Origin of the sequence: Mesobacillus selenatarsenatis SF-1 (genome assembly GCF_000813125.1) — a bacterium.
GTDB lineage: Bacteria > Bacillota > Bacilli > Bacillales > Cytobacillaceae > Mesobacillus > Mesobacillus selenatarsenatis.
Genome location: NZ_BASE01000095.1, coordinates 1 through 15,296 on the forward strand (window position 1 = coordinate 1; position 15,296 = coordinate 15,296).

18 protein-coding genes are annotated in these 15,296 nt (G+C 45.5%); 9 read left to right on the forward strand and 9 right to left on the reverse strand.

Going from position 1 to position 15,296, the window contains the following annotated elements:
- Nucleotides 1-328 precede the first annotated feature (328 nt).
- From TY49_RS18690 to TY49_RS18705, 4 genes are read left to right on the forward strand one after another with little or no spacing between them, the layout of a single operon-like run.
- Nucleotides 329-643, forward strand: a complete 315-nt coding sequence (locus tag TY49_RS18690; RefSeq protein WP_041967433.1) for a magnetosome magnetite crystal formation protein family — start codon at nucleotides 329-331, stop codon at nucleotides 641-643.
- Between the two features lie 14 nt (nucleotides 644-657).
- Entirely contained in the window at nucleotides 658-1,767 is a 1,110-nt protein-coding gene (locus TY49_RS18695) for a DUF4097 family beta strand repeat-containing protein (protein WP_041967434.1), read from the forward strand.
- Between the two features lie 29 nt (nucleotides 1,768-1,796).
- Nucleotides 1,797-1,988 (forward strand): PspC domain-containing protein, encoded by a 192-nt coding sequence (locus tag TY49_RS18700; RefSeq protein WP_041967435.1) that lies wholly within the window; start codon nucleotides 1,797-1,799, stop codon nucleotides 1,986-1,988.
- A 3-nt stretch (nucleotides 1,989-1,991) separates the two neighbouring features.
- Nucleotides 1,992-2,348 (forward strand): phage holin family protein, encoded by a 357-nt coding sequence (locus TY49_RS18705; protein WP_041967436.1) that lies wholly within the window; start codon nucleotides 1,992-1,994, stop codon nucleotides 2,346-2,348.
- Between the two features lie 33 nt (nucleotides 2,349-2,381).
- On the opposite strand, the gene TY49_RS18710 is transcribed toward TY49_RS18705, so the two are convergent.
- The 8 genes from TY49_RS18710 to TY49_RS18745 form a co-directional block, all read right to left on the reverse strand.
- A complete protein-coding gene (locus TY49_RS18710; RefSeq protein WP_369390430.1) occupies nucleotides 2,382-3,098 on the reverse strand; it encodes an N-acetylmuramoyl-L-alanine amidase in 717 nt (238 codons plus the stop codon).
- A gap of 189 nt (nucleotides 3,099-3,287) precedes the next feature.
- Nucleotides 3,288-3,515, reverse strand: a complete 228-nt coding sequence (locus TY49_RS18715) for a DUF2164 domain-containing protein (RefSeq protein WP_041967438.1) — start codon at nucleotides 3,513-3,515, stop codon at nucleotides 3,288-3,290.
- Nucleotides 3,516-3,691: 176 nt separating this feature from the next.
- Nucleotides 3,692-4,417 carry a GntR family transcriptional regulator gene (locus TY49_RS18720; protein WP_041967439.1) on the reverse strand — a complete coding sequence of 242 codons (726 nt, stop codon included), beginning with the start codon at nucleotides 4,415-4,417 and terminating at the stop codon, nucleotides 3,692-3,694.
- Between the two features lie 40 nt (nucleotides 4,418-4,457).
- Nucleotides 4,458-5,183 (reverse strand): glucosamine-6-phosphate deaminase, encoded by a 726-nt coding sequence (gene nagB / locus TY49_RS18725; RefSeq protein ID WP_041967476.1) that lies wholly within the window; start codon nucleotides 5,181-5,183, stop codon nucleotides 4,458-4,460.
- Nucleotides 5,184-5,210: 27 nt separating this feature from the next.
- Nucleotides 5,211-6,380 carry an N-acetylglucosamine-6-phosphate deacetylase gene (nagA, locus tag TY49_RS18730; RefSeq protein ID WP_041967440.1) on the reverse strand — a complete coding sequence of 390 codons (1,170 nt, stop codon included), beginning with the start codon at nucleotides 6,378-6,380 and terminating at the stop codon, nucleotides 5,211-5,213.
- 134 nt (nucleotides 6,381-6,514) lie between these two features.
- Nucleotides 6,515-7,429: an N-acetylmuramic acid 6-phosphate etherase gene (murQ, locus tag TY49_RS18735; protein WP_041967441.1), complete on the reverse strand. Its 915-nt coding sequence runs from the start codon at nucleotides 7,427-7,429 to the stop codon at nucleotides 6,515-6,517.
- Entirely contained in the window at nucleotides 7,410-8,495 is a 1,086-nt protein-coding gene (locus tag TY49_RS18740; protein ID WP_041967442.1) for a DUF871 domain-containing protein, read from the reverse strand. Before TY49_RS18740 ends, murQ begins: the two co-directional genes overlap by 20 nt.
- An 85-nt stretch (nucleotides 8,496-8,580) precedes the next feature.
- Complete coding sequence (locus tag TY49_RS18745; protein ID WP_041967443.1) at nucleotides 8,581-9,954, reverse strand: PTS transporter subunit EIIC; 1,374 nt, start codon at nucleotides 9,952-9,954, stop codon at nucleotides 8,581-8,583.
- Nucleotides 9,955-10,226: 272 nt separating this feature from the next.
- Between TY49_RS18745 and hprK the strand changes: the two genes are divergently transcribed.
- The 5 genes from hprK to TY49_RS18770 all read left to right on the forward strand — a co-directional run bounded on the left by hprK (nucleotide 10,227) and on the right by TY49_RS18770 (nucleotide 14,313).
- The gene (gene hprK / locus TY49_RS18750) at nucleotides 10,227-11,162 is read left to right on the forward strand and encodes an HPr(Ser) kinase/phosphatase (RefSeq protein ID WP_041967444.1); all 936 of its coding nucleotides are present in this window, start codon (nucleotides 10,227-10,229) and stop codon (nucleotides 11,160-11,162) included.
- A 128-nt stretch (nucleotides 11,163-11,290) separates the two neighbouring features.
- A complete protein-coding gene (gene lgt, locus TY49_RS18755) occupies nucleotides 11,291-12,103 on the forward strand; it encodes a prolipoprotein diacylglyceryl transferase (RefSeq protein ID WP_041967445.1) in 813 nt (270 codons plus the stop codon).
- 72 nt (nucleotides 12,104-12,175) lie between these two features.
- A complete protein-coding gene (locus TY49_RS18760; RefSeq protein ID WP_041967446.1) occupies nucleotides 12,176-13,120 on the forward strand; it encodes a nucleoside recognition domain-containing protein in 945 nt (314 codons plus the stop codon).
- The gene (gene ppaX, locus TY49_RS18765) at nucleotides 13,110-13,754 is read left to right on the forward strand and encodes a pyrophosphatase PpaX (RefSeq protein ID WP_041967447.1); all 645 of its coding nucleotides are present in this window, start codon (nucleotides 13,110-13,112) and stop codon (nucleotides 13,752-13,754) included. The genes TY49_RS18760 and ppaX overlap by 11 nt, the downstream gene beginning before the upstream one ends.
- 1 nt (nucleotide 13,755) lies before the next feature.
- Complete coding sequence (locus tag TY49_RS18770) at nucleotides 13,756-14,313, forward strand: acyltransferase (protein WP_041967448.1); 558 nt, start codon at nucleotides 13,756-13,758, stop codon at nucleotides 14,311-14,313.
- A gap of 338 nt (nucleotides 14,314-14,651) precedes the next feature.
- Here the strand turns inward: TY49_RS18770 and TY49_RS18775 are convergent, their stop codons facing one another.
- Complete coding sequence (locus TY49_RS18775; protein WP_041967449.1) at nucleotides 14,652-15,203, reverse strand: HAD hydrolase-like protein; 552 nt, start codon at nucleotides 15,201-15,203, stop codon at nucleotides 14,652-14,654.
- Nucleotides 15,204-15,296 lie beyond the last annotated feature (93 nt).

The window sequence follows — 15,296 nt, forward strand, 5'->3', positions numbered from 1 at the left end:
CCAAACTGCGAGAAAACAGAAAAAGAGGTCACCAACGAAGCCTATTGGCGCCCAAAATAGCGGAAAAATGGGAAAAGAGGTCACTAATAGTGCAGATTGACACCCGATGTTGCGGAAAAATGGGAAAAGAGGTCACTAATGAAGCCAACGGCAATTGGCTCTTCCGCTAATACCTAAGGAAATCCCCTATATCCCTTATTCACACAACTTTCACCAGCATGAACTGGTTTTTTACAAGGGGTTACATGACAATTTGTCGAACTATTTTCATAAAGAAATGAAACTTCTCAGGTTCCCGAGCGTATTAATTTTTAAGGAGATGAAGAGGATGGATACGAAAAGAATTCTGTCTGCTTTGTGTTATTTCAGTATTATGTTTGCCGGGATTTTGTTTCCCCTTGTTGCTTATTTTGCATCAGAGGATGGAGATGTAAAGGTTCATGCGAAGAAGGCGCTGCTGTCGCATCTGATTCCGCTGATCCCACTGCCGCTTATTATTATTGCTGTATTCGTCGATATGAGCGGAGGAACGGGAGATTTCCCAGTGCTTATGTTTAGCAGCGCTATATTGATGGTAATATTGAGTTTCATTGTATTGATTTGGAACCTGGTTAAAGGGATAAAAGTACTTAATATAAAATGAGGGGGATGTACCTTATGAAGGAAGAACGGAAACGGATACTCAAGCTTGTTGAAGAAGGAAAAATGACTGTTGATGAAGCTTTATTTTTAATTGAGCAGCTGGAGCAGGGAAAAACGCCGCAGCAGGAAAACTCTACGTATCTGTCAACGGATGTAAAGTTTGAAGAAGCGAAGAAAGAAGAGTTCAAAAAGGAAGATTTCAATACTTACAAATTTAACTCTATGAAAGACAAAGTGCTGGATTTTGTCGATTCAGCATTCAAGAAAATAAAGGATTTCGATTTGGACCTTAACTTTGGCCAGTCCGTGGATATCTCTCACATTTTCCAGCAGGGAGATGCTTATTTGAACCAGGTGGATATTGATATGGCGAACGGTTCGGTGAAAGTCGTGCCGTGGGAGCAAAAGGATGTGCGTATCGAGTGCAGCGCGAAAGTGTATCGTGTCGAAAACCAGGATGAAGCGCGCAGGAAGTTTTTAGAGGACGCCATTTTCACAATCGAAAATCAGAAGCTGCGGTTTTCAGTCCAGCAGAAGTGGATGAAGGTGGATGCGGTCATCCATATTCCGAAAGAAGAATATGAAAATGTTCGAATCCGTTTGTTTAATGGATCCATTGAAGGTGAAAACTTAACAGTGAAGGATTGCCGTGCAAAAACAGCAAACGGGAAAGTTTTGCTTGGAAATCTTGAGTGCGGCAAGCTGGAAACTGAAACAGCGAATGGAACAATCAACATCTCAAGAAGTGCAATCAAGAATCTTGAGGCTGAAACGATCAATGGAGCAATCAAGGCTGATGGCTCTTTTGACAATGTCGATCTTCAGTCTTTCAATGGAAATGTGACTTGCACTGTAAATAATAATGATTGCGAAAGTGTGGAAGTGAAGGCGACCACTGGGAGCATCGAAGTCTTCCTTCCGGAGAAGACGCCAGCGAGTGGCGAGCTGAAGTCGAACCTTGGCGGCTTTACGATTGAACTCGACGGCATCCAGGTTGTTGAGGAGAAGAGCGACATGGTTCAAAAAAACCTTCGCTTCAAGCCAGCTGATTCTGGCCAAAAAGCTGTCAGGCTGCATGCAGATACCAAAACTGGCTCAATCACCGTGAAAAAATTAATCCAATAGTATTGTGGAAATAGGAAGGGTGATATGAAATGAAATTAACCCGCTCGCGTAAAAATCGAATGCTGGCAGGGGTGCTCGGAGGAATGGCTGAATCCTTTGGGATGAGTCCTACGCTGTTACGCATATTGTTTGTAATCTTGACGTTCAGCACGGCATTCTTTCCAATGACCATGATTTACCTTGTGCTTGTGTTTGTGCTGCCAAACAGGGAAGGGTATTAAAAAATGAGATGGTTGTTAGGAATTGTCATTAACGCCGTTCTCTTCATGGCTCTTGCTGGTTACTTCGAGAATGAAATTTATCTATCTGGTTTTGGCGCCGCTTTAGGAGCCAGTGTCATTCTCTCGATCTTGAATGTTCTCGTTAAGCCAATCTTGATATTGCTGACGCTACCTGTAACGGTGCTCAGCCTGGGATTATTCTTATTTGTCATCAATGCGATCACACTGATGCTGACGGATAGTTTGATGGGGAGTTCATTTGAGATATCCAGTTTTGGGATGGCGCTGCTTACGGCGATCATCATGTCAGTCGCAAACTTGATCATCCAGAACACGTTTTTACGAGAATCGAAAGACTAGGAAAAAGGCCGGCACATATGTGTCGGCCTTTATCTATTCTTTATCAATATAGACATCAAAGCCGGCTTTCCTTAAACGTTCGGCAAGCTCTTTAGCGTTTTGCTCATTATCGAATGCTCCTGCCTGGACCTTATATAGCCCGTCTTTCTTGGCTGGCGCAGGAGATTTGGCTGGTGGCAGAGTGGGTGCAGGAGCAGCATTTGCCTTCCTTTGCAGCTTGAACTGCTCTGCCAATGCTTTAACAATGCCTTCTGCGATTGTTCTGCGGTATGTTTCAGAGCGCAGCAGCTTAATTTCATTGCGGTTAGTCATGAATCCACATTCCACTAGCACGGCATCCATTTTCGTTTCCCTCAGGACATGGAAATCGGCTGTTTTTACACCACGGTTATCGAGACCCGTTGAGATGACAAGGGTGCGCTGAATCTTTTGGGCTAACTGATAAGCCACAGGCGGTCTGGTTGGATAGACAAATGTTTCAATACCGCCGACATTGCTCCAGCCGCCTCCGCCAAAAGCATTGGCATGAATCGAAACAAATATATCCACATTCAGGCTGTTTGCCTTATCTGTCCTGGCCTTCAATGACACATCTCGCTGATCGGAATGAGAAAAATACACTGTGACATTCTTATAGTCTGCCAGCAGCTGTTTGGCATAATTCGCCACAGCCCTGTTAAACTCATATTCTCTCATACCATCAGGACTCCGCTTACCCGGGGTGTTGTAGCCATGCCCAGCATCTAGCATGATCTTCACTATTTTCACACCTTCCGATAAAAGATTTCCTCATCAGTATATATATGACCAAAGGCGGAAAAAGGACATAGTGACATCAGATATAGGCGGTTTTAAAACTGAATATTCTTTTCGTAATCATTCTTTAAACCACTTTGAAAAAGGGTTCAGAGTATCCATCTACTCACGAAATGCAAGAAATTACTTGTTCAACTCAAAGATATCTTCCACCCGCTGCGACATGAATTCATGGGCATCCTGGATTCCGTTGTTATAAAAATGAGGTCCGAGCTTGTCGGCAAAAAATTCAAGGATCAGCAGTGCAGCCAGGTCTCCCAGTTCTTCCCCGCGTTCTTCAAGGAAATACCTTTTTATCTCATCTGTCATTAGGTTCTTTATGTGATCTTCAATCTGAAAATTCTTAAGCATAGTAACTACTCCTTCTCTATTTATTACCCCCATTTTAAGCTAATCAGACAAAAGATTCGACAGGAGGGTTCGATTATTTCCGTGGAAATAAGCTGAATGTTATTTTCCATTTCGACATTTCGTGAAGATCTATTAACTGCAAAAAAAAGAGACCCGAATGGGATCTCTTCAGATCATCAGCCACGCTGCATCGTGTGCACAAATTTGTATCGGTCTGCACGATAGGCTGATTTGACGAATTCAAATGGTGTGCCATCCTTTAAATGCGAAGTCCTGAGAATCAGCAGGACAGGGGAGCCTTTTTCAATTTCGAGGAGACGCAGTTCCTGTTCTTTAGCAATCGATGCTTCGATTTGCTGGGTGGCTTCGTGGATCGTTAGCGATAATTTTTCTTCGATATACTGGTAAAGTGACTGGTTGATGATTTCCTCTGTCAATCCCTTGACCAGATTAGCTGGGAGGTAGGTGGTCTCGAGAGCCATCGGAACATTGTCTGCAAGCCTGACGCGTTTGATTTCGTATACTGGTGTATTTTCGCTGAGCTTGAGACGCTCAGCAATTTCCCGTCCAGATGGGATGATTTCAAACGAAACCAATCTGCTTCCAGGGGTAAATCCGCGTTCTTTCATATCTTCAGTGAAACTTGTCAATCCTTGCAGGCGCTGTTCGACCTTCTTTTTGTTCACGAAAGTGCCTTTGCCTTTTTGCCGGTATAAATATCCATCATTCACAAGATTCGTCAAAGCCTGCCTGATCGTCATCCTGCTGATCTGGAACATATCGGCATAGACGCGTTCAGAGGGGATTGCTTCATCTGGCTCGAGGTCGCCATTATCGATTTGGGCTTTTATATACTCCTCAAGCTGGTGATAAATAGGTATTGGTGAATTTTTATCAATCATAGGTCATTCTCCTGACTGCTTGCAATTTTTCAGAAGATGCTTAAAGCAATGCTGTCGCATCTTTATCAGCGAAAATCGTGACATTTCCATGGTTTTTGAGAGCCGAGGCAGGGAAATCCTCCCTGACATCGCCATTCATTAAAGTGGCGAGTGCTTTTGCCTTGGAAGCACCGGAAACAAGCAGGAAGATTTCCTTGCTGTCCATTATCGAGGCAATCCCCATGGTAATTGCTTGCTTAGGAACGTCATCCAGTGATTCAAAAAATCTTGAGTTTGCCTTGCGCGTGCTTTCTGCCAGGTCGATGATATGCGTTCTGCTGTCAAAGGGTGTTCCTGGTTCGTTAAAACCAATATGGCCATTCTGCCCAATTCCAAGAATTTGCAGGTCGATGCCGCCATGCTCATTTATGAACTGTTCATAGCGACTGCATTCCTCATCCAAATCCTTCGCTGTTCCATCTGGGATATGCGTCTGGTCAAGAGGAATGTCAATGTGCTCAAATAAATGCTCACACATAAAGTAGTGATAGCTATTACGGTCTTTTTTCGAAATGCCGATGTATTCATCCAGGTTGAATGTATTGATTTCCTTGTAAGAGGTCTTGTGCTGTTTATGATCCTTGATGAGCTCCTGGTAAAGGCCAGTCGGTGTACTCCCGGTAGCAAGTCCAAGGTTGAGAGTTGGGTTTCTCTTGATTCGCGAGATGATTTCCTCACCAGCTTGCTGGCTTAGCTTCTCGTAATTTGAAGTTGAAATCAATTTCAACGTCATCACCTCTTTCATAGCTGAATTTTAACGGGTGTAACTCGCGACTCCTCGGCAAAACGACATGGCAACTTCGTGGTTACGGTCAAGTACAACAAGGTCTGCATCTTTTCCTGAAGCAATGCTTCCTTTCCTGTCAAAAACCTTCAGCTGCCTGGCGGGGTTCTCACTGGCTAGCTTCACTGCTTCTTCAATACTGATGCCTGTGAATTCCATCATGCTTTTTAAAGAATCTTTCATTTTTAAAATACTGCCGGCAAGCGTACCATCAGCTAAAAGAGCTTTTCCATCTGCAACACTAACTTCCTGTCCGCCGAGATCATAGCTGCCATTTTTAAGACATTTCGCTCGCATTGAGTCGGTGATTAAAATGACACCATCCGTTCCTTTGGCGCGAATCGATAAATCCAGCATTTCGGGAACGACATGGATTCCGTCTGCAATCATCTCAATTTTCAGTTGATCAAAAAGCAGGGCGGCACCGGCGACGCCTGGATCTCGATGATGCAGCCCGCGCATGCCATTGAATAAATGGGTCACATGGGTAGCTCCTGCCTTAACGGCTTCAGCCATCTGTCCGTAGGTGGCATCCGAATGGCCAACCGAGGCAATGACACCATTTTCAGCAAGATATGTAATAAGCTCGCAGCCATTTTCTTTTTCCGGAGCCAGTGTCACGAGCCTGATATTATTGCCGGAAGCCTTTTGCATCCTCGCAAATAGCTCGATATCAGGTGTGATGATGTGTTTTGCAGGCTGTGCTCCTTTGCGTGATTCATTGATGAATGGTCCTTCCAAATGGAGCCCGAGCACCTCGGCTTTACCTGGATTGTTATGATGTCTGATATAATCGCCAGCATTCTCCAAGGCTTTCATAATTGCCTTTTGATCCTGGGTGATTGTCGTTGCCAGGAAGCTCGTTGTTCCTTCCTCAGGCAAGATGGACGCCATCGTCATCAAGGCTTCAGTGGTACCATCCATCGTATCGGCTCCGCCAGCACCGTGGATATGCACATCGATGAATCCTGGAACTACAGTGCATTCCTCAGGAAGCTCGATGATATCAGCCTGATGTTGGGGGAGGGAGGAGGCCAGTCCTGTTTCAGCAATCATTCCATCCTTTATATAAATGTATCCATTATCAATGATGCCCTCTTGTGTTAAAACTCTGGCGTTGATTAGCATTAAATCCTTCATTTTAGATCACCTGAAAGTTATGTCCTCGTTCTTCTTTTCTTTACCCTCTGTCACTTATATTATACAAATACCTGCAGGGGTTGTCTATACCACAATAGACTATAAACGATAACATTAACGTGGTATAGACAAGGCTAATTTGCTCCGTCTTTATAAAATTCACTGATGGCATCCCGCAGATAGCCACCGTGCTTTTCCAATAGCTCTTTTACCTCAGTTCCCCTGAGTCCTGTCGTGATTTGAAGGATGGCGGCTTTCGTATGGTAGTTTTGTTCCTTGATTGCCGTTCTTGCTTCCTCATCAGAAGCACCGGTTGCCATCTTGACGATATTGACAGCGCGGTTATGTAGTTTTTCGTTCGTCATCTGGACATCAACCATCAGGTTGCCATACACTTTGCCTAGTTTGATCATCGAAGCGGTGGAGAGCATATTCAGGACCAGTTTCTGTGCAGTACCAGCTTTCATTCTTGTGGAACCGGTAATTACTTCGGGACCGACGACTGCCGAGATAGAGTGGTCGGAGATTTTCTCCATTTCGGAATCCTTGCTGCAAACGACTGATACAGTAAGGGCACCGATTTCCTTTGCGTACTCCAGTGCACCGATCGTATAAGGGGTGCGCCCGCTGGCAGCGATTCCGACAACGATGTCATCAGGAGTAAGATTGATGTTTGCCAGATCTGCCTGACCCTGCTGTTTGTCATCCTCAACACCCTCAAGTGCCTCGGTCATCGCTTCCTTCCCACCCGCAATAATTCCAACAACAAGCCCAGGGTCGGTTCCGAACGTCGGAGGGCATTCGGAAGCATCGATGATTCCGAGCCGTCCGGAAGTTCCCGCACCAATATAGATCAAACGACCGCCTTTTTTGAAAGCATCGACAATCCTGTCGACGACCTCCGAAATGTTCGGAACCTGCCTTGCGAGCACGTTCGGAACTAGGGTGTCTTCCTGGTTGATGATGGTGATGATTTCCTCTGTCGACATCAAGTCGATATTCATTGTTTTCGGGTTCTGCTGTTCTGTATTAAGCTTTGCGATTTCCATGTCCATCCCTCACAATAAATTGAAATTGTTGCCCTGCCTTGATCTCTGCCAGCAAAGGCAAGTCTTCTTTGATAACTTTTCCGATGCAATTCACTCTTACATCATGTGGCAGGTCATTGACGGCAACCTGCAATTCGCCTGCATAGCGACCGTATAGTTCGTTGTCAATGGTGATTGTCCCGCGTGGTCTTTCCTGCTGATTAGAAGGGGGGAGACGTTTTTCTCCCATTGAGGCAAAGGAACGTGATTCAACTGCTCTGATAACATCGCGGGCAGGGTCCATCCTGTTTGTCAGAGTCTTTCTCAATAATTCGGAGTGCTCCGAATTCTCGGCCTCAATCCGAAGCGGAATGACTTTTTTACCAAGGAAAGCTAGTAACTCCAGCTGCTCATCCGATACAGCGTGATCCCCGATCAAGATCTTATCGGTAAAGCAAGAGACCATCAGTTCTGCAGCAGCTCTGTGCGGCGGCTGGCCACGATGCTTTTCAAGTGTTGGGAGACCAGCAAACACAGGTCCGCGTAAGTCCTTGTCCCCAGGAACGAAAGCCATTGTCGTAATGCCAAATGAGCGGAGCATGTTATTTCTCTCAATCAGAAACTCCTTGTCCAACCCCGTTTCAGGCCTTGGGTAAAAATTGTGCCATGCTTCGACGTTCTTGGTATTTAAACCAGCATCAATCCAGGCCAGAAGTTCTTCTTTTGTTACCGTGCTGGCGTTGATTCCTATCTTCATTTTATGCGAAAGCTCCACAATCTGCTGTATTGTGAATCCATAATCAGCCCTGATACCTGATAGTCCCCAATCTAGCAGCACATCATACTGATCCCAGTCTAGCCCAAGGTAATCCAATGAGCGAGGGGATACATCTGCCATCAGCTCCATGTTGTGCTTTTTCGCAAGTTCTCCAAGCTTTTGTAAAAGTTCTTTATACTCAGCTGGATTATCTTCAGGAATATGCAAGGAGGTGAAGATCGAGTTCAGTCCGTATAGAGCCGCTTTTTCAATCCAGCCAGCATTTTTCTCCATCATATCTTTTTTCAAATAAACGGAAATGCCAAGCATGGGCAATCCCTCCAATCAAAACAGATTAATAGAAAAGAAGAAAGGAGGAAAATAGCTCTCCTCCTTTTCTGTATTTATTTGCATCTTAGATCCCTTTAGCCATTTCTTCCTTGAAGCCAAACGTCCAGGTGAAGATGAACCCGAATACGTAGGCGATCAGAAGCCCAAGCAAGTAAATCAGTATTTGATTTGTATGGACAAGGAATGCAAGCGGGATACCAGAAACTCCGATGGCAATCGTTGCAATTTTAAAGAATGCCTGGAATGCTCCGCCGACTGCTGCCCCTAAACAGGCAGTGATGAATGGACGGCCAAGCGGCAGTGTAACACCGAAGATAAGCGGTTCGCCGATGCCGAGCATACCAACTGGCAGCCCGCCCTTGATGACCTTTTTAAGTTTCTCATTCTTCGTTTTAAAGTAAATCGCGAATGCAGCACCAACCTGGCCTGCACCACCCATTGCCAGAATCGGCAGAAGCGGGTCATCACCAATAGTGTTGATTAATTCCATATGCACAGGAGTCAATCCCTGATGTAAACCTGTAACAACAAGAGGTAGGAATGTTCCGGCAAGGACAAGTCCTGCCAATATTCCGCCGACATCGAGAAGGCCAAGCAAGCCCTTTGTGATCAAATCGGAAATCAATCCGCCAACAGGCTGAAGCACGAATAGTGTGGCAATACCAGTAATCAATAATGATAGAGTAGGAGTAATGATAATATCCAAAGAAGACGGAACGAATTTACGGATCCGTTTTTCAAGCATTGCAATAAAAACTGCAGCTAGCATAACGCCGATCAGTCCACCACGGCCTGGGACTAGTGCTTCGCCAAACAACGTGATGTTTGCAAGACCCGGATTAATAATCAGGATACCAGCAGCACCGCCAAGAGCAGGTGAGCCGCCGAATTCACGAGCCGTATTGATTCCGACAAATACTCCGAGATAACTGAAGATACCCCAGCCGATCAGGTTGAGAAACTGAATAAACGTCGATTCGGGATCAGCACCAGAGCGGATAATGACATTCGTAATTCCCGCAATCAAACCGGATGCGACAATCGCCGGAATCAGCGGAATGAAGATGCTGGCAATCCTTCGCAGGAAAAGCTTGAACGGAGTCGCATTTTTCTTGTTAAGATCATCCTTTGTACGTCCAGCAAGCCCCTCGAAAGGATCCGGGTCGGACTCGTCTACCAGACTGGCAGTCTTGCCGGTAATCTCAGAAACTTCATTCGCCACTTTAGTGACAATTCCAGGTCCAAGAATAATCTGTAATGTCTCTTCTTCTACGACACCGAGCACGCCATCAATTTTTTTGATACCGGCGATATCGACTTTGCTGTAGTCTGTCGGCTTGACGCGCAGGCGTGTCATGCACGAAGCAACATCAGCAATATTGCCCGCGCCGCCAAGCTGCTCAAGTATCTCTCTTGCCAGGCGTTCTTCATTACGCATGGTGTTTCCCCCTCTTATTGTAAAATAGTCAGAAAAAAATGAATTCGCTTACAAAGTGATAATAACAAGTATACTGTATAGTTGTCTATACCTTTTATAAAAAATATAGCTTTGGTACTAGCAGGAAGAAGTGGATAATACCAATTCAGATGATCTCAGCGAACGCAAGCTGTTTTTTTATCGCCTATATTTGGTTCTTCATGAAAAAGTGCTAAAATAATAGGTATTGTTATCATGTGGGAAATTAACGTTCTAATTAAGGAGGAACTTCTTTGCCAAAAGTCCGTACTAAAGACATCATCAAGAAATTCGACATGGAATTGATCAGTGGAGAGGAAGGAATCAATCGTCCGATCACCACGACTGACATTTCAAGACCAGGACTAGAAATCGCTGGTTATTTTGAATATTATCCTGCAGAGCGATTGCAGCTTCTTGGAAAAACAGAGCTTACCTTCTTTGAAAAATTGAACCCTCGCGACAGGGCGGAGCGGATGGAAAAGCTTTGTACAGATATTACGCCAGGAATCATTGTCACAAGAGACATGGAGGTTCCTGTTGAACTGGTCGAGGCAGCCGAACGGGAATCAGTACCTCTCTTGCGTTCGAAGCAAAAAACAACTAGGCTCTCGAGTCATCTGACTAACTATCTAGAAAGCAAACTGGCACCGACGACTGCAGTCCATGGAGTACTTGTTGATCTGTATGGTATCGGCGTCCTGATTACCGGAAAAAGCGGTGTCGGTAAAAGTGAAACCGCACTTGAACTGGTAAAGAGGGGACACCGTCTCGTAGCGGATGACTGTGTTGAGATCCGCCAGGAAGATATCGGGACTCTGGTCGGGAACTCACCTGATCTAATTGAGCACCTTCTCGAAATCCGCGGCGTAGGCATTATCAATGTGATGACGCTGTTCGGTGCTGGTGCTGTACGTTCACATAAACGGATTTCCCTGATCATTGATCTTGAAATTTGGGATCAGAAAAAATCATATGACAGGTTGGGCCTTGATGAAGAGAAGATGAAGATTCTTGACACCGACATCACCAAGCTGACAATTCCCGTTCGCCCAGGCCGAAACCTCGCTGTCATTATCGAGGTAGCAGCAATGAACTTCAGGCTGAAGCGCATGGGTGTCAATGCAGCTGAACAATTTACGAATAGGCTGTCAGACGTCATCGAAGACGGCGACCATGACGAACATTAAGCAGTAAAGTACTTTATAAATAACTGCGGGACTCGCAGTATCAAGAAAAATATTCTTAATCAAACGTTTGATTAAGAACAGCCAAAGTGCTGGTACGACTGATTTTTTTATAAAAAGGGGAAAAAAACATGGAAAAAAATATTCAGCCAATCGACCCGATTGCCTTTTCGTTTGGGCCAATCGAGGTGCACTGGTATGGCGTCATCATTGGACTAGGAATTGCGCTTGCACTTTGGATTGCCATGCGTGAAGGCGAACGCCGCGGTCTGCCAAAGGATATCTTTGCGGATCTGATGCTCTGGGCGATCCCAATCGCAATCCTATCGGCAAGGCTCTACTATGTAATCTTCCAGTGGGATTATTACAGCCAGTATCCTGGCGAGATTTTTAAGGTATGGAATGGCGGTATTGCTATCCACGGTGCGTTGATTGGTTCCGTTGCCACCGCTTATTTCTTTACGAAGTCCAGGAATGTTTCTTTCTGGAAGCTCGCCGATATCGCTGCGCCTAGCATCATCCTTGGACAGGCAATCGGGCGCTGGGGCAATTTCATGAACCAGGAAGCACATGGCGGCGAGGTAACTAGGGCGTTTTTGGAAAACCTGTACCTTCCTGAGTTCATCATCAACCAGATGTATATTAATGGAACATACTATCATCCAACATTTTTATATGAATCGATCTGGAATTTGCTCGGTTTCATCCTGCTCATGTCATTGCGCAGAGTGAACCTGGGACGTGGGGAAATTTTCCTCAGCTATGTCATCTGGTACTCTATCGGCCGCTTCTTTGTTGAGGGAATGCGGACGGACAGCTTGATGCTGACGGAATCATTGCGAATTGCCCAGACAATCTCGATTGCGTTGATTGTTTTTGCAATCGGCTTATGGATTTTCAGAAGAGTCAAAGGTTATTCGAAAGTACGATACTTAGAGAAATAGAATTTCGGATTACTAAAAAAGTAGCCCTGTAAATAAAATGAATTAAGGCAAATAAATGGGAGAGATGCTTCGATGGGTTCTACATTGAAAAGGGGATTGATGGTTGGCTTGAATACGACTTGGGCGCTTGGAAAAGTCATTTTCCCTGTCACCCTGATTGTTTCGATCCTTCAGTATACTCCTGTCCTGCCGTGGTTAATCGAATTGATCACGCCAATGATGTCGTTTCTTGGTTTGTCAGGTGATGCGGCGATTCCGCTCGTCATCGGGAATTTCCTTAATTTATACGCGGCCATCGGAGCAATCCTGACGCTTGATTTGACGGTAAAAGAAGTCTTCATCATTGCGGTGATGCTGAGCTTTTCACATAATATGCTTGTTGAATCGAGTGTAGCTCTAAAGGTAGGCGTAAAACTGTGGATTATTGTCCTCGTCCGCCTCGGGCTTGCATTCATATCTGCGGTGGTCATTAATCTTGTTTGGAACGGCGGTTCTGAAATCGCACGATATGGTATGGTCCCTTCTAAAAGTGAAGAGGCCTCTGGATGGGGAGCGATTTTGCTTGAAGGCATCACGAAGGCAGGAGTCGGCATATTCCAGCTGGCGATCATTGTCATTCCGCTGATGGTTGTCGTGCAGATCATGAAGGATAAGCAATGGCTTGCCGTTTTTTCAAGATGGATGGCGCCGATTACAAGAGCGCTTGGCATGAAGGAGAACACCTCGACGACAATGGCAGCTGGCCTGCTGATCGGGCTTGCGTACGGCGCAGGCGTGATGATCCAGGCAGTCAAGGAAGATGGAGTAAGCAAAAAGGATGTCACGCTTGCCTTCATTTTCCTTGTTGCCTGCCACGCAGTCGTTGAAGATACATTGATTTTCATTCCGCTTGGCATTCCAGTCCTGCCGCTGTTACTGATCCGCCTTGGTGTGGCGATATTATTGACAATAACAGTCGCGGTTATCTGGAACCGCGCGGACATCGCAAAAAGAAAGGAAGCAGTATATGAGCAATAAAATAGATACGGTCCTGTTCGATCTTGACGGGACTCTGATTGATACAAACGAACTAATTATTTCATCCTTTCTCCATACAATGGAAACCTATTATCCCGGCCAATACAAACGGGAGGATGTCCTTCCGTTTTTGGGGCCGTCTCTTCAGGATACGTTCCAGCCAATGAGTCCTGAAGGGTACGAAGAAATGATTACCACTTACCGGACTTATAACCTGGCTAATCACGACCTGTTGGTAAAAGGATTCGAGGGAGTGTATGAAACGGTCCGAACGTTGAAAGAGAGCGGATTCCATTTAGGAATCGTTACCACGAAACGTTCGGATGTAGTCCAAATGGGCTTGAAGCTGACAGGATTGGACGAGTTTTTCGAGGTTGTCGTCGCGCTCGACCATGTTGAAAAAGCAAAGCCGGATCCGGAGCCGCTATTAAAAGCGCTGAACCAGCTTGGATCCTCGCCAGACCGTGCGATCATGGTCGGTGATAACCACCACGATATCCTCGGCGGCAAAAATGCCGGCACGAAGACAGTAGGAGTTGCCTGGTCAATAAAGGGAAGAGAGCATCTTGAGCAGTACAACCCGGATTACATGTTAGAGAACATGGCTGACCTCCTGCCAATCTTGGGAGTATAACATGAGAAGGACGACTCGTTATCGAGTAGAAGGAGCAAACTCGCTCTGGCATGTGTATAAAACCGTCCCGTTCTGGAAGGTCGTCAAAAATTTCGTCGTCATCCAGGTGGCGCGTTACACGCCATTTCTCGGCATGAAAAACTGGCTTTACCGCAAATTCTTGCGGATGAACGTAGGCCACCAAACATCCTTCGCGCTGATGGTAATGCTCGACGTCATGTTCCCGGAAAAAATCTCCGTTGGCCGTAATACGGTCATTGGCTATAACACAACCATCCTGGCGCATGAATACTTGATCAAGGAATACCGCCTCGGCGACGTCGAGATTGGCAGCGAAGTCATGATCGGCGCCAACTCCACGATCATGCCAGGCATCAGGATCGGTGACGGCGCCATCGTCTCCGCCGGAACACTCGTCCACAAAGACGTCCCAGCCGGAGCCTTTGTCGGAGGCAACCCGATGCGCGTGATCTACACAAAGGAAGAGCTTGCTGAACGCTGGGCAGATGATGAAATCTATGGGACCAGCACCACTAACTACAAAAGCGAAACGGAATGAACAGCTCCGTTTCGCTTTTTTGCGTTTTCTGTACATTTTTTCATAGTTGATAATCGAAGTGACGATACTTGCAACCCAGCAACGCACCTGGCCCGTTTCTGAGTATTTTGAACAGGGAAAAATGAGCGATAATTTCCAAGTCGCCAATAAAAATCGATTTTCGCCAATAACCAGCTCATTATCGCCAATAAAATCAAATTATCGCCAATATATTTTGAAAATCGCCAATAAAAATGTTTTTTCGCCAATAAAAGTCTCATCCAGCTAAAACAGGCAGCTGGCAACACTCAAAACATACAGGAAATATATCATTTGTGGCTTTTGATTGCCATTTCAGTCTATTTATAAGGAAATTCTGAATAACAATAGATGGTTTCGTCTGCAAACTCGTTTTCTTCGCGGAAGGAGCATGTCTTCAGGCCGATCTTCCTTGCTGGAATCAGGTCTGTGCTCTGGTCGCCGACTGCCACATCCAAACAATATCGATCATGCAGGTACTTATAGGCATGGATATCAGGCTTCAACGAATAGCCGTCATCAGCCGGGCAAATCACTTCCTCGAAAAATTGGCCGAGATTCCAGTGTTCCAGAAGCTCTTCTGTTGAGCGCCGATTGCGATGGGTCACGAGTACATTTGCGTTTGCACTTGAAAGCACATCTTTCACAAATGGAAAAAGCGGTTTCCGATCATTTGGCAAAGTGCGTTCAATTTCGCGGAATTCAGTTACCTTTTTTTTATCGACTCCATAAAAATCATAGGCTGTTCCGTATTTCAGATGCGGAAGGACTTCTTCATACTTCAGGTCTTTTTTTGCTACGACCGTAAATGCCTCAATAAGTGTCGGCCATGTATCAAGAATGGTTCCGTCCAAGTCCCAAAGGATTTTCATTGCATCCGGCCTCCTTTAACAGTGAAGAAACGTTTAGCACCAACTTTTGTCGCCGCTTCTACTTTTCTGATTGCCACCATTCTACCAGCACCA